At 32.3% G+C, this 23,681-nt stretch carries 16 protein-coding genes and 1 rRNA gene (1 of these 17 only partly in view); 13 read left to right on the forward strand and 4 right to left on the reverse strand.

What is annotated here, in order from left to right; all coding sequences use genetic code 11:
• Positions 1-995, reverse strand: a 16S ribosomal RNA gene (locus tag BST83_RS12560); it reaches 523 nt to the left of the window's first position.
• A gap of 1,177 nt (positions 996-2,172) precedes the next feature.
• On the opposite strand from BST83_RS12560, the gene thrS reads away from it, so the two are divergent.
• The 12 genes from thrS (at position 2,173) to BST83_RS12620 (ending at position 17,491) form a co-directional block, all read left to right on the forward strand.
• Complete coding sequence (gene thrS, locus BST83_RS12565) at positions 2,173-4,113, forward strand: threonine--tRNA ligase (protein WP_104810081.1); 1,941 nt, start codon at positions 2,173-2,175, stop codon at positions 4,111-4,113.
• A gap of 107 nt (positions 4,114-4,220) precedes the next feature.
• Positions 4,221-4,742 carry a translation initiation factor IF-3 gene (gene infC / locus BST83_RS12570; protein WP_262503079.1) on the forward strand — a complete coding sequence of 174 codons (522 nt, stop codon included), beginning with the start codon at positions 4,221-4,223 and terminating at the stop codon, positions 4,740-4,742.
• 89 nt (positions 4,743-4,831) lie between these two features.
• On the forward strand, positions 4,832-5,026 hold the full coding sequence (gene rpmI / locus BST83_RS12575; RefSeq protein ID WP_104810083.1) for a 50S ribosomal protein L35: 195 nt from the start codon (positions 4,832-4,834) through the stop codon (positions 5,024-5,026).
• 104 nt (positions 5,027-5,130) lie between these two features.
• On the forward strand, positions 5,131-5,475 hold the full coding sequence (rplT, locus tag BST83_RS12580; RefSeq protein WP_104810084.1) for a 50S ribosomal protein L20: 345 nt from the start codon (positions 5,131-5,133) through the stop codon (positions 5,473-5,475).
• Positions 5,476-5,561: 86 nt separating this feature from the next.
• The gene (locus tag BST83_RS12585; protein ID WP_104810085.1) at positions 5,562-6,149 is read left to right on the forward strand and encodes a hypothetical protein; all 588 of its coding nucleotides are present in this window, start codon (positions 5,562-5,564) and stop codon (positions 6,147-6,149) included.
• Positions 6,150-6,349: 200 nt separating this feature from the next.
• Entirely contained in the window at positions 6,350-7,228 is an 879-nt protein-coding gene (locus BST83_RS12590; RefSeq protein ID WP_104808411.1) for an IS982 family transposase, read from the forward strand.
• A gap of 123 nt (positions 7,229-7,351) precedes the next feature.
• A complete protein-coding gene (gene glgA, locus BST83_RS12595) occupies positions 7,352-8,557 on the forward strand; it encodes a glycogen synthase (protein ID WP_104810086.1) in 1,206 nt (401 codons plus the stop codon).
• A 5-nt stretch (positions 8,558-8,562) separates the two neighbouring features.
• Complete coding sequence (locus BST83_RS12600; protein WP_104810087.1) at positions 8,563-9,828, forward strand: glucose-1-phosphate adenylyltransferase; 1,266 nt, start codon at positions 8,563-8,565, stop codon at positions 9,826-9,828.
• A 42-nt stretch (positions 9,829-9,870) separates the two neighbouring features.
• On the forward strand, positions 9,871-11,808 hold the full coding sequence (locus BST83_RS12605) for an alpha-1,4-glucan--maltose-1-phosphate maltosyltransferase (RefSeq protein ID WP_104810088.1): 1,938 nt from the start codon (positions 9,871-9,873) through the stop codon (positions 11,806-11,808).
• A 3-nt stretch (positions 11,809-11,811) separates the two neighbouring features.
• Entirely contained in the window at positions 11,812-12,921 is a 1,110-nt protein-coding gene (locus tag BST83_RS12610) for a hypothetical protein (protein ID WP_104810089.1), read from the forward strand.
• 4 nt (positions 12,922-12,925) lie between these two features.
• Complete coding sequence (glgB, locus tag BST83_RS12615) at positions 12,926-14,833, forward strand: 1,4-alpha-glucan branching protein GlgB (RefSeq protein ID WP_104810090.1); 1,908 nt, start codon at positions 12,926-12,928, stop codon at positions 14,831-14,833.
• Positions 14,834-15,085: 252 nt separating this feature from the next.
• A complete protein-coding gene (locus tag BST83_RS12620) occupies positions 15,086-17,491 on the forward strand; it encodes a glycoside hydrolase family 31 protein (RefSeq protein WP_104810091.1) in 2,406 nt (801 codons plus the stop codon).
• A 301-nt stretch (positions 17,492-17,792) separates the two neighbouring features.
• On the opposite strand, the gene prfA is transcribed toward BST83_RS12620, so the two are convergent.
• Together prfA and BST83_RS12630 are read right to left on the reverse strand one after the other, a co-directional pair.
• A complete protein-coding gene (prfA, locus tag BST83_RS12625) occupies positions 17,793-18,869 on the reverse strand; it encodes a peptide chain release factor 1 (protein ID WP_104810092.1) in 1,077 nt (358 codons plus the stop codon).
• Between the two features lie 634 nt (positions 18,870-19,503).
• The gene (locus tag BST83_RS12630; RefSeq protein WP_104810093.1) at positions 19,504-20,223 is read right to left on the reverse strand and encodes a sulfite exporter TauE/SafE family protein; all 720 of its coding nucleotides are present in this window, start codon (positions 20,221-20,223) and stop codon (positions 19,504-19,506) included.
• Between the two features lie 130 nt (positions 20,224-20,353).
• On the opposite strand from BST83_RS12630, the gene BST83_RS12635 reads away from it, so the two are divergent.
• The gene (locus BST83_RS12635) at positions 20,354-20,782 is read left to right on the forward strand and encodes an Lrp/AsnC family transcriptional regulator (RefSeq protein WP_104810094.1); all 429 of its coding nucleotides are present in this window, start codon (positions 20,354-20,356) and stop codon (positions 20,780-20,782) included.
• A 76-nt stretch (positions 20,783-20,858) separates the two neighbouring features.
• Here BST83_RS12635 and BST83_RS12640 read toward each other — a convergent pair whose 3' ends face one another.
• Positions 20,859-23,408: an adenosylcobalamin-dependent ribonucleoside-diphosphate reductase gene (locus tag BST83_RS12640; protein WP_104810095.1), complete on the reverse strand. Its 2,550-nt coding sequence runs from the start codon at positions 23,406-23,408 to the stop codon at positions 20,859-20,861.
• Positions 23,409-23,681 lie beyond the last annotated feature (273 nt).

The following is a 23,681-nucleotide window of genomic DNA, read 5'->3' on the forward strand; positions in this document are numbered from 1 at the left end:
CTGTCAGACTACATTTAAGCCCTGGTAAGGTTCCTCGCGTATCATCGAATTAAACCACATGCTCCACCGCTTGTGCGGGCCCCCGTCAATTCCTTTGAGTTTCAGTCTTGCGACCGTACTCCCCAGGTGGGATACTTATCACTTTCGCTTAGTCACTGAGCTATTGCCCAACAACTAGTATCCATCGTTTACGGCGTGGACTACCAGGGTATCTAATCCTGTTCGCTCCCCACGCTTTCGTCCCTCAGCGTCAGTACATACGTAGTAGACTGCCTTCGCAATCGGTATTCTGTGTAATCTCTATGCATTTCACCGCTACACTACACATTCTATCTACTTCCATATGACTCAAGTCAACCAGTATCAAAGGCAGTTCCGTCGTTGAGCGACGGGATTTCACCTCTGACTTAATTGACCGCCTGCGGACCCTTTAAACCCAATGATTCCGGATAACGCTTGGACCCTCCGTATTACCGCGGCTGCTGGCACGGAGTTAGCCGGTCCTTATTCTTACAGTACCGTCAAGCTGGTATACATACCAGTGTTTCTTCCTGTATAAAAGTAGTTTACAACCCATAGGGCATTCTTCCTACACGCGGCATGGCTGGGTCAGAGTCTCCTCCATTGCCCAATATTCCTCACTGCTGCCTCCCGTAGGAGTCTGGTCCGTGTCTCAGTACCAGTGTGGGGGATCTCCCTCTCAGGACCCCTACCTATCGATGTCTTGGTAAGCCGTTACCTTACCAACTAACTAATAGGACGCATAGCCATCTTTTACCGATAAATCTTTAATTGTAAACTGATGCCAGTCTACAATACTATGGGGCATTAATCTTCATTTCTAAAGGCTATTCCCCTGTAAAAGGTAGGTTCTATACGCGTTACGCACCCGTGCGCCGGTCGTCAGCGAAGCAAGCTCCCTGTTACCCCTCGACTTGCATGTGTTAGGCCTGCCGCTAGCGTTCATCCTGAGCCAGGATCAAACTCTTCATTGTATATTTTAAATAATATGAATGAATAAGTTTCAAAAGAATTTTTGTCTAAATAAATCTAAACATGGTTATTCTACTCTTTGTTTACGCTGTCAATTTCAATATTTTCAATGAACTTTTAAAGTATATTAATGATGCTTATAACACCACAATAATCCCTAATTTTGTAGAAATACTAGACTCGAACTAGACGATTTATCTCTAAACCTTTCCAAAATCTCTCTGAACTTTTTTGCCGTATTTGTTAGCGGGTGCAAATATATAAACTTTCTCTAAACTGACAAGAAAAAAATAAAGTTTTTTAAATATTAATTTAAAATAAAAACTTAATTTCTTATTCGCTTAAAATTGTAATTTAATCAACCACTACAAACTCTCAATGAACTAAACTAATAAAGTAATATTTCTGTTAGCGGGTGCAAATATACATTCAGTTTTTAATCTCACAACTATTTTTTTACTCTTTTTTTAAAGTTATTTTTCAAACCCTTCTAACTTGATTGTTTTGAACCTATTAACGTATGAAATATTTTTAAACTTTTTTTAATATTTTTAAACTCATCTGTATTTAATGCCAATTAAACTACTTTTTTGAAGTTTCATAAGAAAAGAATACTCTTACAATGTAGGTTTAATGACTTTATTTCTTTCTAAAAGTAAATGCCCTATTAATAAATTTAAAGCATCATTGGTGTATCTGGTCTGAAAGCAACAGATTAAATCATAAATTAAAAAATTAAGAACGCATAAAACCTAAAAAATTACAAAATATATAGGTGTGCAAATTAAGATAACACCTAAAAAAAGACTCTCTATTACAAGATATTTATTCCTTGTCTATTATTTAACCTATAAATACATCGTGTTAGGGATTGAAATGACATCCTTTTTATGCTTAACTCGTTTTACTATCTGTAAAATTGTTACATTGACTTTAATATAAAACAGCTGCTTGAATAAATTGAGCATAAAAAGATATAATGGAAAGCCTCCCTTGTTATACTAAAAGTCTATATTATATGGGGTACATATTAATCTAGATACAATCCTGAAACAAGTTTAGGACTTGAAAAAGGGGACGCCCAGAAAAAAAAATACAATCTTATTTAATAAGTACCTATATATATTGTGTAAAAAATTGTTTTCTAATATCTTTGCATCCTCAAAAATTATACAATTAATGATTAAAATTACTTTACCGGACGGAAGTATTAAGGAATTTACTGTAAATAGCACTCCTTTTGATGTTGCAAAAAGCATTAGTGAAGGATTGGCTAGAAACATTATATCTGCAAGTTTTAACGGAACAACCGTTGAGACTACTACTCCACTAACCACAGATGGTTCTTTAGTTTTATTCACATTTAACGAAGACGAAGGTAAAAAAGCTTTTTGGCATTCTTCTGCGCACGTTTTAGCTGAAGCGATTTTAAGTTTTCATCCGAATGCAAAATTAACAATCGGACCTGCTATTGATAACGGGTTTTATTATGATTTAGATCTTGGTGAAGATGTTATTTCTGAAAAAGATTTTAAAGAGATTGAAGATAAGTTTTTAGAAATTGCTCGCGGAAAACATGAGTTTTCTATGCGTTCAGTTTCTAAAGCTGATGCGCTGTCATTATATAAGAAAGAGAACAACCAATATAAAGTTGAGTTGATTGAAAACTTAACGGATGGAGACATCACTTTTTGCGACCATAGCAACTTTACTGATTTATGTAGAGGAGGCCACATACCTAATACAGGAATCATAAAGGCTGTGAAAATACTAAATGTTGCTGGCGCTTATTGGAGAGGTGATGAGAAAAATAATCAGTTAACTCGTGTTTACGGAATTACTTTTCCGAAGCAAAAATTGCTTACAGAGTATCTAGAACTTATAGAAGAAGCTAAAAAACGTGATCACAGAAAACTTGGTAAAGAATTAGAATTATTCACTTTTTCAGCCAAAGTAGGTGCAGGTTTGCCTTTATGGTTACCAAAAGGCGCTGCTTTAAGAGGTCGTTTAGAGGACTTTTTAAAGAAAGCTCAGAAAAAAGCAGGCTATGAAATGGTGATGACACCACATATCGGTCAGAAAGAATTGTATGTTACTTCTGGACATTATGAAAAATATGGTGCAGATAGTTTTCAGGCGATAAAAACTCCCAAAATGGATGAAGAGTTTTTATTAAAACCGATGAACTGTCCCCATCACTGTGAAATTTATAACTTTAAACCGTATTCTTATAAAGATTTACCAAAACGTTTTGCAGAATTCGGAACCGTATATAGATATGAACAAAGTGGTGAATTGCATGGTTTAACTCGTGTAAGAGGTTTTACACAAGATGATGCACATATTTTTTGTACACCAGAACAATTAGACCAAGAGTTTAAAGATGTAATCGATTTAGTTTTATATGTCTTTGGATCTTTAGGGTTTGAAAACTTTACAGCACAGGTTTCTATTAGAGATATGGAAAACCTTGATAAATATATAGGTGATGTTGAAACTTGGGAAATTGCTGAAAAAGCAATTATAAGTGCAGCGACAGACAAAGGTTTAGATTTTGTGATTGTAGAAGGAGAAGCTGCCTTTTACGGACCTAAATTAGACTTCATGGTAAAGGACGCTTTAGGCAGAAGTTGGCAACTTGGAACCATTCAAGTTGACTATAATTTACCAAAACGTTTTGATTTAACGTATAAAGGAGCAGATAATCAATTGCACAGACCGGTAATGATTCATAGAGCACCCTTTGGTTCTATGGAGCGATTTATCGCGGTTTTACTAGAGCACACGGCGGGTAACTTCCCTCTTTGGCTTACACCAGATCAGGTCATCTTATTGCCTATCAGTGAGAAATATCAAAAATATTCAGAAAAAGTTTTAGAATCGTTAGAAAATTCCGAAATTCGCGCTCTCGTAGACGACAGAAATGAAAAAACTGGAAGAAAGATTAGAGATGCGGAAGTAAGTAAAATACCGTATATGCTAATAGTTGGAGAAAAAGAGGAAGAAGAAGGCACCGTTTCGGTAAGAAAACACGGCGAAGGAGATTTAGGTACATTTACAATAGAAGAATTTGTATCTTTAGTGAAAAAAGAAGTAGAGCGTACTTTGATGAAGTTTTAATTCATCAAAAAGAAATAAAAATAGGTTGGTAAAACAGCTAAATGTTAAATTTAAATTTATAGGTCATAGCAATACGTAGAAGTAGGTCGAGAAGACCATTAAGAGTAATCAAAGAAGATCAACATAGAATTAATGAAAAAATAAAATATGTTGACGAAGTTCGTCTTGTGGGCGATAATGTTGAAGTTGGTGTTTATCCTTTAGCGAAAGCGAAAGAGTTAGCCAAAGAACAGGAATTAGATTTGGTAGAGATTTCTCCAAAGGCGAAACCACCTGTTTGTAAAATTATTGATTACAAGAAATTCTTGTATGAGCAGAAGAAACGCGAAAAGGTATTAAAATCAAAGGCAACGAAAGTTACCATTAAAGAGATACGTTTTGGACCGCAAACTGATGAGCATGACTATGAATTCAAGAAAAAACATGCACTTAAATTCTTACAAGATGGCGCAAAATTAAAAGCATTTGTTTTCTTTAAAGGAAGATCTATTATCTTTAAAGAGCAAGGACAAATTTTACTTTTAAAATTAGCACAAGAATTAGAAGAGTATGGTAAAGTAGAACAATTACCAAAATTGGAAGGTAAACGTATGATTATGTTTATCGCTCCAAAGAAAGTAGGGAAATAATTAGATAACGAAAAAGCACATTGAAAGTTTCAGCGTAGTTTTTTTAATATTGATAACAATCTTATAAGCAAGATAAAAACGAAGGAGAAATGCCTAAAATGAAAACCAAATCTAGTGCCAAAAAACGATTTAAAGTTACTGGTTCTGGAAAAATTAAAAGAAAGCACGCGTTTAAGAGTCATATCTTAACAAAGAAGTCTAAAAAACGTAAGCTTAGATTGACTCATGATACTTTAGTACATAAGTCAGATGTTGCAAACATCAAACAACAGTTAGCTATATAATTTAGCTAAGGGAATTTTATTATTAACCATGGAGTTGCGCTATTTAAAATAAAAAAATAGAAAGTGTCTATAAAAGACCGCCAACTACAAAAATCATTGAAATTATGCCAAGATCAGTAAATTCAGTAGCCTCAAGAAAAAGAAGAAAAAAAATCTTGAAGGCAGCAAAAGGGTACTTTGGACGTAGAAAAAACGTTTATACGGTAGCAAAAAATGCGGTTGAAAAAGGAATGCTTTATGCATACCGTGACCGTAAAAACAATAAGAGAAACTTTCGTTCTTTATGGATTGTGCGTATTAACGCAGCAGCTCGTTTACACGGAATGTCTTACTCTCAGTTTATGGGAAAAGTGAAAGCAAATCAAATCGAATTAAACCGTAAGGTTTTAGCTGATTTAGCTGTAAACAACCCAGAAGCTTTTAAGGCAGTTGTAAATAAAATTAAATAAATAATAATACTTGCTTATATTAAAAAACCCAAACAATTTGTTTGGGTTTTTTTTCTTAAACTTACACTAGATAAAAAAGTACTAAAATGAAATCTAAATTACTACTATTTCTTTTTTTAATTACTTCTTTTGTTGCTTACACTCAAGAAACTATTGAAGTTGAAGAAGACAGTTCAATAAAAAGACAGTTTGATCGAATTTATAGAATATCTACGACCTATCAAGCATATAAAGTTATCGATAGAGACGAATACGAAAAATTAAAATCTAATGTTCTAGATTCTTTAAAAAGCTCTAAAAAACTTATTTCTGAAAAAGAAAACTTATTAAAAATTGAAAGAGATAATGTTGAAGTACTAAATTCTATACTTAATACAACAAAATTAGATTTAGACACTGCGCAACAAAAAGAGAACTCAATTTTTTTGTTTGGTACACATTTAAATAAAACTACTTATAATCTAATTTTATGGTTTATAATTATTTTGCTCTTTGTTGGCTTAGGATTCTTTGTTTTTAAATTTTCTAAAAGTAATGTTCTAACAAATGAAGCTCAAAGCAATTTATTAGATATAGAAAAAGAATTTGATGATCATAGAAAAAAATCAATAGAAAGAGAACAAAAATTACGAAGACAATTACAAGATGAAATTAATAAACAGAGAAATAGTTAATTTCTAGGGCGTATTCATTACAATATTTTTTATCAAAGGCGAATAATACTGATTTATCAATATTATTTGCCTTTTTTTGTTATGTTTATATTCTCCTAATAATAATAATAACCCGTTGTGCATTATAAATAGTTAAAAAAAGTTATTCATTTGACTATTAAAAGTCGTATATTTAATTGACAATCAATCGATTAAATACGATGAATAACTTTAGAGCAAATTACGATAAAATTTTAGAAGTCTTAGCCACAATTACAGAAAAGGAACAATTTTTACGTCAAAACAGGAAACCAAAACTAAAAGACATTGAATTAATCGCTATGAATTTAACAGCAGAATATATGGGTATAGACAGTGAATGTCAGTTGTTTCGGGATATTCCAGAATATTTGTTTGCTAAAATAGAGCGATCAGTTTACAATAAACGGAAGCGAAAATTATTTTTTGCCATTGAATTTATAAGAACTCAACTCTCCAATAAGTTCACGGAGTTTGAAAACTATTATGTAGTAGATAGTATGCCTTTGGAGATTGTAAAACTCTCAAGAAGCGGGAGAAGTAAAGTTTGTAAAGAGTACTTTTATTCAGCCCCAAATAGAGGTTATTGTGCTAGTCAAAACATGCATTATTATGGCTATAAAATACATGCTGTTTGTTCTATTGATGGCGTGTTTAAAAGTTTTGATATTAGCAAAGCTTCTGTACATGATATTCATTATTTAAAAGACATTAAAAATCAGTTTAATAACTGTGTGGTTTTAGGGGACAAAGGATACCTAAGTGCGGACTATCAGTTAGATTTATTTGAGAGTAAACAAATTAAATTAGAAGTTCCAATGCGTAAAAATCAACAGAATTACAAAAAACAAACGTATATTTTTAGGAAGAAAAGAAAACGAATTGAGACCTTGTTTTCTCAACTTTGTGACCAGTTTAAAATACGGAATAATTATGCGAAAACTTTTGAAGGTTTTAAGACAAGAATTCTCTCAAAATTAACAGCACTAACTATCATTCAATACATTAACAAATTTGTTTTTAATAGGAATATAAACAATTTAAAAGTCAATATTGTTTAAATGCACAACGGGTTAATAATAATATTAGTATAAAAATCTTCGTTTTTTATTTTGTTGGTTTACTCCTTATTTTATATCTTAATAGCTTAAAAAAAGCTAAACTAAAAAATCACAAAATTAATTATGAAAACCCTTTTTTACACCAGAGAATTTCCGCCGTATGTTTATGGTGGCGCAGGCGTTCATGTAGAATACCTAGCCACTGAACTATCTAAATTAATGGATGTAGAAGTTAGATGTTTTGGGGACCAAAATTCTAAAGACGGGGGTCTAAATGTAAAAGGTTTTCCTTATGACAATGCTATCTTTGAAAATGCAAATGAACAACTAAAAGCTGTCTTTCAAACATTAAGTACCGGCTTACATATGAATGCTGACGCAATTGATGCAGACATTGTTCATTGCCATACTTGGTATGCACACTTTGCTGGTATTATTGCGAAGCTTTGCTACGGAATTCCGTTAGTAATTACAACCCATTCTTTAGAACCTTTAAGACCCTGGAAACGAGAACAATTAGGGCGTGGTTATGATGCATCTTCTTGGATAGAAAAAACGGCAATTGAAATGGCAGATGCACTTATTGCTGTATCCCAAGAAACTAAAGAAGATGTTTTAAAACACTTTAATGTCGATGAAAGCAAAGTTAAAGTTATCTATAATGGTATCAATCTTCAAGAATATGTTACTACTTCAGAAACATCAACTTTAGATGTTTATAATATTGATAAAACAAAACCATATGTTCTTTTTGTAGGCCGAATTACAAGACAAAAAGGAATTATCCATTTAGTAAACGCTATAAAATATATAGATCCAGATACTCAAATTGTTCTTTGTGCTGGTGCGCCAGACACCAAAGAGATTGGCTTAGAAATGGAAAATGCTGTTAACGAGGTTAAGAAAACTCGTAAAAATGTAATCTGGATTGATAAAATGGTTACTAAAAAAGAAATAATTCAGTTGTATTCTCATGCTGATGTTTTTTGTTGTCCATCAATCTACGAACCATTTGGAATTATAAATATTGAAGCAATGGCTTGCGATACTGCTGTGGTTGCGAGCGCTGTTGGCGGAATTAAAGAAGTTGTTGTGCATGGAGAAACGGGGTTTTTAATTCCGGTTGAACAACAAACATCAGCGCCCTTTGAACCTGTAAATCCAGATAAATTTGCTAGAGATTTAGCAGCTGGTGTAAATAAAGTAATTAATGATCCGGCACTAAGAAGGTCTATGGCTAAAAAAGGCAGAAAAAGAGTTGAAGATTATTTTGATTGGATATCAATTGCAAAACAAGTAGAAGAATTATATAAAACATTAAAACATTAATCAAAATGATAAACGACAAAGTATTAGGAATTATTTTAGGAGGTGGTCAAGGCTCAAGATTATACCCATTAACTAAAAACAGATCAAAACCAGCTGTACCAATTGCCGGTAAATATAGATTGGTAGATATTCCTATTTCAAATTGTATTAATTCTGATATAAAAAGAATGTTTGTGTTAACCCAATTTAACTCTGCATCGTTAAATAAACATATTAAAAATACCTATCATTTTAGTTTTTTTAGTTCTGCTTTTGTTGATGTTTTAGCGGCTGAACAAACAATGGATAGCGATGCTTGGTTTCAAGGAACGGCCGATGCAGTAAGACAAAGTATGCATCACTTTTTACAAAACGATTTTGAGTATGCTTTAATACTTTCTGGTGATCAACTATATCAAATGGATTTTAATGATATGATTGAAAAACACAGAAAAAGCGGCGCTAAAATAACAATTGCTACGTATCCGGTAAATGCAAAAGACGCAACATCATTTGGTTTGTTAAAAACGAATGAAGACCATATAATTACTTCTTTTATAGAAAAACCAGCAGCTGATTTATTACCAAATTGGACTTCGGATGTTGGTGATGAAATGAAGGCACAAGGTAGAAACTACTTAGCATCAATGGGTATTTACATCTTTAATAGAGACTTATTAGTTGAGTTGATGAGCAATCCAGATACCAATGATTTTGGGAAAGAAATTATACCTCAAGCAATTAACAAGCATAAAACATTAAGTTATCAATATGAAGGTTATTGGACAGATATTGGTAACATAGATTCTTTCTTTGAAGCTAATTTAGGTTTAACGGATGATGTTCCTAAATTTAATTTATATAATGAAAATGGAATTTACACAAGACCTAGAATTTTGCCTACATCAAAAATTTCTGGCACTATTTTAAACAGAGCGGTTATTGGCGATGGATGTATTATTCATGCTGAAAAAATTGAAAGATCTGTTATTGGAATTCGTTCTAGAATAGGAAAAAACTCTCTAATCTCTAACACCTATATGATGGGTAATGATTCTTATGAATCTTTGGAGTTTATTGCTCAAAATAATGTAGAAATTGTTATGGGAATAGGTGACAGATGCTATATTCACAATTGTATTATTGATAAAAATTGTAGAATTGGCGATGATGTAAGAATTAATGGAGGTACACATATCAAGAACATCGAAACAGATACGTATGTAGTAAAAGACGGAATTGTAGTCATTAAAAAAGATGCAACAATACTTAAAGGAACAAATATAGGATAACTTGAATTTTCTTACTTTTTTATTTAAAACAAAACTTATTTAATGCAAAATCAAAGTAGAATTGTAGTACAAAATATTGCTCCACAATTAAATGAAGGAACAGTATTTATAAAACGTGTTGTAGACGAAATTGTAAATGTTACTGCAGATGTTTTAGTGGATGGACATGATGTGCTTCAAGCAAGTATTTTATACAAACACGAATCCGAAAAAAGGTGGCAAGAAACTAGAATGCATGCCACTTCTAATGATGAATATGCCGCAAGTTTTATTACAACAAAACAAGGTTTTTATTCCTATAAAATTGAAGGCTGGGTCGACTATGCTCTAAACTGGCAACACGGAATTGAAAGAAAAATTGATGATTATCAACATGTAAATTCAGAACTTTTAGAAGGTGCAGAACTTTTATTTGATTTCATAGCAAGCGTTAATTCTGTTGATAAAGAATATCTTCATCACTTAATCTCTATCTTTAAAAATCCAAACTCATACGCAGAAGCAACAAAAGAAGCTGTTTCAAAAAAGTTACACCTAATTCTTAAAAACAATCCGAAGAAATTATTGACCCAAACTTCGGCAGAATATAAAGTTTATGTTGATCGATTAAAAGCAAGATTTTCGACTTGGTACGAATTTTTTCCACGCTCAGCATCAGCAGAAGAGGGAAAACATGGAACTTTCAATGATTGTCATAGGTTGTTGCCAAGGATTGCACATATGGGTTTTGACACCTTGTACTTTCCTCCTATTCATCCCATTGGTGAAGTAAATAGAAAAGGAAAAAACAATACCACGGTTGCCCAAAACGGAGATGTTGGTTCCACTTGGGGAATTGGTTCTAAACATGGAGGTCATAAAGACATTCATCCAGAATTGGGTTCTTTAGAGGATTTTAAAAACTTAATTGCCAAAGCAAAAGAATTAGGAATTGAAATTGCCATGGATTATGCTTTGCAAGCAGCACCAGATCATCCTTGGGTTACAGCGCATCCAGATTGGTTTAAATGGAGACCAGACGGAACGGTGCAATATGCAGAAAATCCGCCAAAAAAATACCAAGATATTCTTCCAATTTATTGGGAAAGCAAAGATTACAAAAACCTTTGGCAAGAATGTTTAGATACTTTATTTTATTGGATTGATTGCGGAATTAACGTTTTTAGAGTTGACAATCCGCATACAAAACCTTACTATTTTTGGGGTTGGATTGTTACGGAAGTAAAGAAAAAACATCCAGATGTTCTGTTTTTAGCAGAAGCGTTTACAAGACCAAAAATAATGCATCAGTTGGCTAAACAAGGATATACACAATCTTACACGTATTTTACTTGGAGAGATGCTAAACACGAATTGATTGCGTATATGAACGAACTTACTCAGACGGATCAAAAGGAATTTATAAGACCTAATTTTTGGCCAAACACCCCAGATATTAATCCTTATCATTTGCAAGGTGCACCAGAATCTAAATACCTGATACGTTATGCTTTAGCAGCAACTTTATCATCAAATATTGGTATTTATGGCCCTGTTTTTGAACAAATGATTGATACTCCGATTGTTGGAAAAGAGGAATATTTTATGTCAGAAAAGTTTCAACTCTGTCAGTATGATTGGTTTAAAGAAAACAAAGTAACCACGTTGATTTCTGTCATTAATAACATCAGAAAAGAAAACGAATCTTATCAGCAAACAAACAATATCAAGTTTTTAGAAACTGGTAATGATCAATTAATTGCTTTTTATAAATGGAACCAAGATAGAACAAACGAAACTTTAACAGTCATCAGTTTGGATGCTTGCAATTCACAATCTGGTTCTGTAAAATTACCCCTTCATGATTTAGGTGTAAATTATGGACATAAAGTAGAAGTGATAGATTTGGTTACCAGAAATTCTTACAATTGGTATAATGAAAGTAATTATGTGCAATTGCATATAACATTACCCTTTCATATTTTTAAAATTAACAAATAATAAATGACCATAGAAGCAAATACAATTTCCAAAGCTACTATATTTTCATCCTCAAATAATTGGGAAGAAATTATAGCTGATAAAGATTTTGTGTCTGTTTTTTTATTGGATGTTTTAGAGGAATACATACAAAAACAACCCTGGTTTGGAGGGAAATCTAGTCAAATAAAATATATAAAATTAACCGAATACTTTAAAATTCAGCAAGATGAGGAAGTCTATTTTGGCTTAATTCTAGAAGTTAATTTTATAGAGGCTTTTTATCATCATTATTTTTTACCAATTGCATTTGTTGCGGATGAAAGTGTCTCTAAAAAAAACAGGATTGTACCTATAAAAAATAAAACAGGCTATATTATAGATGCAATTCATTTAGAAGACTTTAGAAAAGTTGTGTATGAAAGAATAAGTTCTGCCTTACCCGTAGATAAAACTCCGGTTCAATATCATAAAACAGAAGGTTATGAACTCCCAGAACACAAGACATCAAAGGGTATGGGGGTTGAGCAGAGCAATACTTCTATCATTTATAATGATGCTTTTATCTTAAAATTTTTTAGAAGAATTTACGCTGATAAAAATCCTGACTATGAAATGAGTCGTTTTTTATCACACAGAAAAGAGTTCAAGCATACGCCACTTTTTTTAGGAAGTATCAATATTATAGACTCAGATAACACCAATATTACCATTGGTTTAATGCAAGATGATAATTTTTGTGTTTTAGATTTTGAAGGCGAACCAAAAAATACTATTAGAGATCGAAAGATAAAACAACCACCATTAAGAAATGTTGCAGGTTTGTTTCGGTATTTTCATTACGCTATTTATTCAACGATATTTAATTATCAAGATGAATATAAAAAAACTCAAGAAGAACTTTTTCAATTTGGTGAATTATTATACAAATACATGGTTTCTATCTTTATGAAAACGTATGTAGAAACTACAAAAAATGCAAACCTACATATAGGTTACAGAAACGAAAGAATATTTTTATTAAAATACTGCTTACCAGAAAAAGCAATTTACGAGTTAGGGTACGAACTCAATTCAAGACCAAAATGGACAATTATTCCGTTAAAAGGTATTGCTAACATATTGAACCCATAAAATTATGACAAAAACAAAAGCATTCAGTCTTTTCACAGATTTTGATATTAATTTATTCAAAGCAGGAAAACACTATCGTTTATACGAAAAATTTGGTTCGCATATTACAACTTTAGACGGTGAAGAAGGAACCTATTTTGCAGTTTGGGCGCCAAGCGCAAAAGCAGTTTCTGTTACTGGCGATTTTAATTTCTGGTTAGAAGGCGATCATCATTTAAATGTTCGTTGGGACGGCAGTGGCATTTGGGAAGGATTTATACCAAATGTAAAAAAAGGTAGTGTCTACAAATATAAAATTCAGAGTTCTGAGAACGATGTGATCACAGAAAAAGCAGATCCTTTTGCCAGAAGATGCGAGCATCCGCCTAAAACTGCGTCTGTGGTTTGGGAAGATGAGTATACGTGGCAAGATAAAAAGTGGATGAAAAACAGAAAGAAAAACAATGCATTAGATGCTCCTTTTTCTGTTTATGAAGTGCATTTAGGTTCGTGGAAAAAACAAATTGAAGAAAATCGATTTTTAAGTTACAATGAATTGGCCGAAGAATTAGTGAATTATGTTGCTGACATGAATTTTACCCACGTAGAGTTTATGCCAATTATGGAATATCCGTATGATCCAAGTTGGGGATATCAATTAACAGGATATTTTGCACCAACATCGCGTTTTGGGTATCCTGATGAATTTAAATTTTTGGTTGATAAATTTCACGAAAAAGGAATTGGAGTACTTTTAGATTGGGTTCCTTCGCACTTCCCTTCAGATGATCACGGTTTAGGATATTTTGATGGCTCTCATTTATACGAGCATCCAGACAGAAGAAAAGGATATCATCAAGATTGGAAAAGTTTAATTTTCAACTACGGAAGAAATGAAATTAAAGCATTTTTAATTAGTAATGCCATTTTTTGGTTAGACCAATATCATGCAGATGGTTTAAGAGTTGATGCAGTGGCATCTATGTTATTTTTAGATTATTCTAGAGAAGAAGGCGAATGGGAACCAAATATGTTTGGAGGAAATGAATATTTAGAAGCAATCGATTTTATCAAAGAAATGAATGCTGCTGTGTATGAAGCTTTTCCTGACGTACAGACCATTGCCGAAGAATCTACTTCATTTCCTAAAGTTTCTAGACCAATTTATGACGGTGGTTTAGGTTTTGGAATGAAATGGATGATGGGGTGGATGCATGATACTTTAGATTATTTTGCAAAAGAACCAGTGTATAGAAAACACCATCAAAACGATTTAACTTTTAGTTTAAATTATGCGTTTACAGAAAATTTTATGCTACCTCTCTCTCATGATGAAGTTGTATATGGCAAAAAATCTATTGTAAGTAAAATGCCTGGTGATGAATGGCAAAAATTTGGTAATTTAAGATTAATGTACAGTTTAATGTACACACATCCAGGAACAAAATTATTGTTTCAAGGCGGTGAATTTGGCCAAACAAGCGAATGGAATTTTAACGGAAGTTTAGATTGGCATTTATTAGAATATGATGTTCATAAAGGTGCACAATCTTTAGTAAGAGATTTAAATAAATTGTACAAAAAAGAACCTGCATTGCATCAGAAACAATTTTCGCATGAAGGTTTTGAATGGATAGATCATGGAGATCATCAAAATTCTGTGATGTCTTATATTCGAAAAGGAAATGATGAGAAAGACAATGTTATTGTTATTTTAAATCTAACTCCAGTTCCGAGAGAGTGCTATAGAATTGGGTTACCAAAAGCAGGAACCTTGAAAGAAATTTTTAACAGTGATGCTAAAAACTATAATGGAACGGGTGACTTCAATAATAAAAGTTTAAAATCCGATGAAAAAGAGTGGAATAATAGAAAAAATTCTATAGAATTAAACTTACCGCCTTTGGGTATGTTGGCTTTTAAATACAAATAAAATTAAAACGCACCCTTTAAAGATAGTATATTCTTAAAAAAAGGTGCGTTTTTTTTTACATTTCTAAATAATAAAGACCTTTTCTAGAGTATCCTAAATTATTTTCAAACAAGCAAAATGCTATAAGTATTACTTATTTTTTTTTAGACATTAGTTATACATTTACGCTGAAAAATATTCGTAAAAAAAATAATTAAACCTCTTGTTTTACAAAGTTTTACGATTTTCACAAGTCAAAAAAATCAAATATTTATGATTGTTAATACAGAACTAGAACAAAAAGGAAATTTATTTCCATCAAAAATAATAAAATACACAAAAGATGTAGATACGCTGCATTTTACAACCGATAACAATGTTATTTTACAAGTAACTGTAGTTAGAGACAGTGTTATTAGATTTAGATATTCGACCACAGGAAAATTTGAAAAAGATTTTTCATACGGAGTTACAGTTCACGCCTCTAGAGGTTACGGCTTTTTAAAAGTATCCGAAGAGAAAACTCATTATATAATTACAACTTCAAAATTAATTTGTAAAGTAGAAAAACTAAGTTTACAAATAAGTTTATATGATGCCATCGATTTAAAGCTAATCAACGAGGATGAAATAGGTTTTCATTGGGAAGAAAGTTATGAATATGGTGGAGATGTCGTAAAAATGAGCAAGACTTGTCAAAAAGCAGAAAGTTTTTACGGTTTAGGTGATAAGCCTGTAGAAGTAAATATGAAGGGCAAGCGATTTGAAAACTGGGCAACGGATTCTTACGCTTTTGGTAAAAATACAGATCCAATATACAAAGCAATTCCTTTTTATACAGCTATACAAGATAACAAATCGTATGGTATCTTTTTTGATAATACCTTTAAAACACATTTTGATTTTGCTCACGAAAGAAGAAATGTAACTAGTTTTTGGGCGCAAGGTGGTGAAATGAATTACTACTTTATCTACGGTCCAAAAATGGAAGATGTAGTTGCCAATTATACAGATTTAACTGGTAAACCTCATACATTACCTCCTTTATGGGCGTTAGGATTTCATCAATGTAAATGGAGCTATTACCCAGAAAGTAATGTAAAAGAAGTTACAAAAACATTTAGAGACTTAAAAATTCCTTGTGATGCTATTTATTTAGATATCGATTATATGGATGGTTTTCGTTGTTTTACTTGGGATAAAAAACACTTTCCTGACCCGAAAAGGATGGTAAGAGAACTCGAAGAAGACGGTTTTAAAACTGTTGTTATCATAGATCCAGGAATTAAAATCGATTTAGAATACGATGTTTTTAAAGAGGCTTTAGATAAAGATTATTTCTGTAAACGTGCAGACGGACCCTATATGAAAGGTAAAGTTTGGCCTGGAGAATGTTATTTTCCAGATTACACAAAACCAGAAGTTAGAGAATGGTGGTCTGGTTTATTTCAAGAATTAATTGAAGACATTGGTGTTAAAGGTGTCTGGAATGATATGAACGAACCTGCAGTAATGGATGTTCCTAACAAATCTTTTCCAGATGATGTTCGTCATGATTATGACGGCAATCCTTGTTCTCATAGAAAAGCACACAATATTTACGGTACGCAAATGGCGCGTGCAACCTATCATGGCTTAAAAAAATATGCATATCCAAAAAGACCCTTTGTAATTACAAGATCTGCGTATTCTGGTGCACAAAGGTATACCTCTACTTGGATGGGCGATAACGTTGCAACTTGGGAACATTTAGCAATTGCGAATAACCAAGCCCAAAGAATGGCAATGTCTGGTTTCTCTTTTGCTGGATCTGATATTGGCGGATTTGCTGAACAGCCGCAAGGTGAACTTTTTGCAAGATGGATTCAGTTAGGCGTTTTTCACGCATTTTGCAGAGTTCATTCTTCTGGAGATCATGGAGATCAAGAACCTTGGGTTTTTGGTGCTGAAATTACAAATATCGTTAGAAAGTTTGTAGAAATTAGATACCAACTTTTACCTTATTTATATACTGCTTTCTGGAATCACATAAATCACGGAACTCCGATTTTAAAATCGTTAGTTTTATATGATCAAGAAGATGTAGCAACGCATTACAGAAGTGATGAATTTATTTTTGGCGACAGTATTCTTGTTTGCCCAATATTAGAACCAAACTCTAAAGGAAGAAGAATGTATATCCCTAGAGGAAATTGGTATAATTTCTGGACAGATGAAGTAGTTGAAGGAGGAAGAGAAGTTTGGGTAGATGCAGATTTAGACAGCATGCCAATCTTTATTAAAGAAGGAGCTGTAATACCTAAATATCCTGTTCAACAATATGTTGATGAAAAGAAATTTAATGAAATTACTTTAGATGTTTATTTTAAAATAGGTAAAGAAAAATCTCAATTATTTGATGACGCCCATGATGGGTATGATTACAAGAAAGGAAGATATAGTTTACGAACGTTTAAAGTTACAGGGAAAAAGAACGAATTAATCCTACAACAACACAAACAAGGTAAGTTTGACGCTGACTATAATAACTTTAATATTGTATTTCACAATTTACCTTTCAAAATTACATCTGTCCAAATTGACAATGTTGTAGTCGATGTAGATAAATCTAACACTACAGTATTTCAATCTATTATTGTAGATAAAGAGTTTACCGAGTTACATTTAATAGGAAACTAAGCTTAAAAAAGAAGTTAAATAAAAGAGAAGCCTCCCCATTTCTGGGGAGGCTTCTCTCTGTTTATAGGGAATCTAAAATTTCATCTTAAATGTGGATTGTACGGTACTTGTATATTTCTTAAATTTGAAAAGAGTTTATGTTTCCCCCGACATTAATTTAATTATTATTAAGATTAAAAGTTTTACTAAAATTTAACTCACATTTATTTTCAAATACCCCCATTATCCCCAAATTATTTCAAAAAAAACCTCAAAATATTATTTTGAGGTTTTTTTATTGTAAAATATAAATTGTAATCTATTAGAATCCGTCACTTAAACTTTTTAATTTTTCTGTGTTTTCTGCCATCATTAATTCATCAATAATACGCTGAATATCACCATTTAATATATTAGGCAAATCATATAAAGACAAACCAATTCTGTGATCTGTAACTCTACCTTGTGCATAATTATAAGTTCTAATCTTTGCACTTCTATCACCCGAAGAAACCATCGAACCACGCTTTAATGCATCTTCTGCATTTTTTTTCGCTAATTCCATGTCATACAAACGAGAACGTAAAACTTTAAATGCTTTCTCTTTATTCTTATGTTGTGATTTTTGATCCTGACATTGCGCCACTAAACCTGTTGGAAGGTGCGTTAAACGAACTGCCGAATACGTGGTATTTACAGATTGACCTCCAGGACCTGATGAACAGAAAAAATCAATTCTTACATCTTTCGGGTTAATCTCAACATCAAACTCTTCGGCTTCTGGAAAAACCATACAGGTTGCTGCAGAAGTATGCACACGACCTTGCGTTTCTGTTTGCGGAACTCTTTGCACACGATGAACGCCTGCTTCAAATTTTAAAGTTCCATACACATCTGCGCCATTTACTTCAAACTGAATTTCTTTAAAACCCCCGTTTGTTCCTTCGGAATAATCTACCGTAGCAACTTTCCATCCTTTGCTTTCACAATATTTAGAATACATTCTAAATAAATCTCCTGCAAAAATACTTGCTTCATCCCCACCCGTTCCTGCACGTAATTCTACCACAGCATTTTTAAAATCTTCTGGGTCTTTTGGTATCAGTAAAACTTTTATTTCTTCCTCTAATTGAGGAATTCTAGTGTTGGCTTCTTCCATTTCCATCTTAGCCATCTCTGTCATTTCAGCATCAGAGCCATCAGAAATAATTTCTTTTGCTTCCACTATATTGTTTAATAAAGACTGGTATTCATTCCCTTTCTCTACAACACTTCCTAAATCTTTATACTCTTTGCTTAATTGCACATAACGCTTTTGATCCATGATGATATCTGGCTGAATAATCAAATCAGAAACCTCATCATAACGTTGTTTAACAATTCTTAGTTTATCTAACATCTTCTACTCTTTTCTTGACTGCGAATTTACACTTTTTATAGGTATATTTTAAGAAACCAAAAAATATTTTATGAGATTGCCACTCTTTTCTTTTTGTTTTTTTCTGGTGATATCTTAACAGGATCTAAGCAATAGAAGTGAAAACCTTCCTTTCTAGTAGGAAATTGAATTCATTTAAATGACAAAGAAAGTAGCAAGCTTATTACACTTGGTAAAATAATTTTACAGGAATTGATTACACAAAACAAGGACAAAAAACTTCTTTTGAAGAAAATAAAGTATTGTAACTATAAAAGACACGCACTATTTAAAAGTTACAGGCGCGCCTAAAACTCCTACATTCTATAAGTTTACACAACAAACCGGCACCTCTTTTATTTGTGAAAATCCAAAAAATGAAAATGACACAATTACTCAATTACGCGCTAAAACGAATAACTAATTTTGTTTTTAGAGTTGAATGGTAATTTTGTTACTTAAAAACACCAAACTCACTTTTTATTATATTTTCTGTGTTAGTTTCTGATTTTCATCAGAATAAAATTATTCAATGCCATCAAAAAACTTTGCACTCGAATTCAAACTGAGTTTTTAATTTTATTGTAGCATTCATTTTGTTTTTTAGAAAGTTATATTACCTAATTAGCAGCATAACACCAGATAAAAAGAGCAATGCTAAAACACCATTCTTTAAAACTACTTCGTTTAATTTAGCGTATGCCTTTTTCCCTAAGTAGATTGCAAGTATAAAAAACGGCATTATATACAAAGAATAATGCACTTGTTCCATATTTAAAATACCTGCGGTATACAACGTGGGTATTCTAATAACAGTAATTAAACCTAATACGCCAAACATTGTAGCTCTAAAGGATTTCATTGTTGTCGATGAATTTTTAACAACAATAACATACAACGGTCCACCGGTTGAAAATAACCCTGAAAAAAAACCGCCCGCAAGTCCAATTAAAAATTCTAATTTCGGTTTTTTAAATACTTTATCTTTTGCATACATTGTATATAGTACATATAATAAGATGAAAATACCTAACCCTTTTTTTAGAAAAAAAGGTTTTCCATGAGTCAAAACCCAAATGCCGATACCAACTCCTATAATTGTAGCGATACTAAGCTTAAGAATAATTTTCTTGTCAATATTTTTCCATTCTTGAGAAACTAAATACACACTCGAGAAAAGATAAAATATAGAAATATAAGCGATTGCATCTTGCAGACCAAGAACAAGTAATAAGATAGGTAAAGCAATTAAAGCACCGGCAAAACCCGTAACCGTTTGAAAGAAAAATCCGAGGAAAATACCTAAACCAATAACCAATAGAATTGAAAGACTCATTTAAAGAAATTTGTATTCATTAAGGATTCAAAATTATCCATAGATTTGCGGTTTATGAAATTGATTCAATTAATAACTTGCATTAATTTTAACAATAAAATGTATTTTTACATAGAAAACACTCGAATCGATGATAGATAGTATTGACAACAAAATAATCAATGAATTAAAACAAAACTCCAGAGCTTCTTTTGCTGATATTGGTAGAAAAATTCATCTTTCTCCGTCTTCCGTAAGAGAACGTATTCAAAAGTTAGAGGATGCAAAAGTTATTAAGGCGTACTCTTTACATGTCGATTATTCTAAACTCGGTTTCGGATTAGAGGTTATCATCATCCTAAAGTTATTTAGCGGAAAAATTAAATTATTTATTGCAGATGTTAATCAGTTTTCAGAAATAAAAGAGGCATACAGAATTACAGGTTCTCAAAACATACATATTAGGGCTGTTTTAAAAGACCAACTTCATTTGCAACAATTTATTGATACCTTGATTAATTATGGAGATACGATGACGCATCTTATTTTATCCGAAATAAAAAAAGATAAAACCTTGTAAATTACTTTCAATAAAAAAACTCCAAATACCTTGTAAAAGTATTTGGAGTTTTTTTATTGAAGTTTTAAAGTAACGTTTATCCGCACTTAGAAGAACCACAATCTTTACAAGTTAAACATCCTTCTTGATAAATTAAATTACCAGAATCGCAGTTTTCGCAGGCATGCCCGTTTACTTCTGTGCCATCTTCAACATAACGTTTTAACGCACGTTGTACACCGTTTTTCCAGGTACTTATAGACTCTGAATCAAATTGTAAACTTTGTATTAATTCTACAATTTTATCAATTGGCATTCCATGACGTAACGTTCCTGAAATCAATTTTGCATAGTTCCAGAATTCTGGATTAAACTTATGTGATAATCCCTCAATAGTTGTTTTATAACCTCTTTTATTCTTGTATTGAAAATCGTAACGAGACGTTCCGTCTTCATTTCTATTTTTAATAATGAGTCCGTCTTCTACCCAACGCGGAATTAAAATTCCATCTTCATCATCAGCCAAACCTGTAAAAATTTCATAAGGTCTGCCATCTACCAAACCAACAAAAGCAATCCATTTTTCTTTTTGATTTTGAAAACGAACAACATCTGCTTCTAATGTTTGCGGACGCTTCTTAGAGAAACTAGAAGTTGCCGTTTTACTCTCTTTCTTTTCATCCGCAGAAATTAAAACCCCAGAACGAGAACCATCTCTATAAACAGTTACTCCTTTGCAACCAACCTCCCAGGCTTTTAAATACAATTTGCCAACTAATTCTTCTGTGGCGTCATTCGGTAAATTAACGGTAACACTAATGGAATGATCTACCCATTTCTGAATTGCGCCCTGCATTTTCACCTTACTGTCCCAATCAATATCATTAGAAGTGGCTTTATAATATGGAGATTTTTTTACCAATTCGTTTAACTCTTCTTGCGAAAAATTCTTATTAGAATCTATCCCGTTCACTTCCATCCATTGCTTAAAACGATGATGAAAAACAACATATTCTTCCCAAGAATCTCCTAATTCATCTACAAAATCTACTCTTGAACCTTTATCATTAGGATTCACTTTTTTTCTACGCTTATAAACTGGCATAAATACCGGCTCAATACCAGATGAAGTTTGCGTCATTAAACTGGTTGTTCCTGTAGGAGCGATGGTTAACAAAGCGATATTTCTACGCCCGTGTTCTAGCATTTCGTAATACAATTTGCTATCTGCTTCTTTTATTCTTAATATAAACGGATTCTCTTTTTCTCTTTCTGCATCAAAAATAGAAAATGCACCTCTTTCTTTTGCTAAATTAACCGATGCTCTATATGTTTCTATACCTAATACTTTATGAACTTCTGTAGAAAAACTATTACCCTCTTCACTTCCATAACGAATTCCTAAAGCTGCTAACATATCTCCTTCTGCAGTAATGCCAATGCCAGTTCTTCTGCCTTCGTACGCTTTTTGTCTGATGTTTAGCCATAGGTTCTTTTCTGTTGCTTTTACATCATCTTCCTCTGGATCTGCATCTATCTTCGCCAAAATTCCGTCAATTTTTTCTAACTCTAAGTCAATGATATCATCCATCATTCTTTGAGCTATTATGATATGTTTTTTGAATAATTCGAAATTAAATTCAGCGTTTTTCGTAAACGGATGTTCTACATACGAAAACAAATTTATTGCCAACAATCTGCAAGAATCATAAGGACACAAAGGAATCTCACCACAAGGATTTGTAGAAACTGTTTTATAACCTAAATCTGCATAACAATCAGGAACAGATTCGTTAATAATTGTATCCCAAAATAAAATTCCTGGTTCTGCAGATTTCCATGCATTGTGTACAATCTTACTCCAAATTTTCGTTGCTTCTATTTCTTTCGTAAATACAGGATCCTTACTGTTTACTGGATATTTCTGTGTGTACTTTTCATTTGCCTTTACAGCTTTCATAAAGGCATCATCAATTCTCACAGAAACATTTGCTCCCGTAACTTTTCCTTGTTCTAACTTCGCGTCGATAAAATCTTCGGCATCTGGATGATTGATAGAAACAGACAACATCAAAGCGCCTCTTCTACCATCTTGTGCAACTTCTCTTGTTGAGTTTGAATAGCGTTCCATAAAAGGAACAATTCCTGTAGATGTTAATGCCGAATTCTTTACCGGAGAACCTTTAGGGCGAATGTGCGATAAATCATGGCCAACGCCACCTCTGCGTTTCATTAACTGAACTTGTTCTTGGTCTATTTTCATGATTCCTCCGTAAGAATCAGATTCGCCATTATTACCAATTACAAAACAATTGGACAAAGAAGCAATTTGAAAGGGGTTTCCAATTCCTGCCATCGGACTTCCTTGAGGAACTATATATTTGAAGTTTTTAATCACTTCAAATATTTCTGATTCTGTTAATGGATTTTTGTATTTCTGCTCAACTCTTGCAATTTCTGAAGCAATTCTTTGATGCATTTCATTAGGAGTACTTTCATAAATGTTATCCGCAGAATCTTTTAAAGCATATTTATTTAACCACACACTTGCAGCTAATTCATCGCCTTTAAAGTACTGAAGTGCTGCTTTTAAAGCTTCATCTCTAGAGTATATTTTTTGTGGGGCAATTATAGTTTGAGATTTCATTGTATTTTAGGTAATTAAATTTATTTTTGAAGATTTAAATATACTTCAAATATACAACTTAAATAATAATAATTAGAATAAAGTTTACAAAAAAAATACACAACACTTTTAATAACAGTATTTTAATAACTTATCAACACGTAAAAGTTAACAAATAATTTTATTTTTATAAAAAATATTTTAATTTACTATTCAAAAAAATTAAACTACTATTAGTAACAAATTTCTTATTCTGATGAAAATCAGAATCTAAAGTCACTACTTCAACAAGAA

The organism is Polaribacter filamentus, assembly GCF_002943715.1.
Taxonomy (GTDB): domain Bacteria; phylum Bacteroidota; class Bacteroidia; order Flavobacteriales; family Flavobacteriaceae; genus Polaribacter; species Polaribacter filamentus.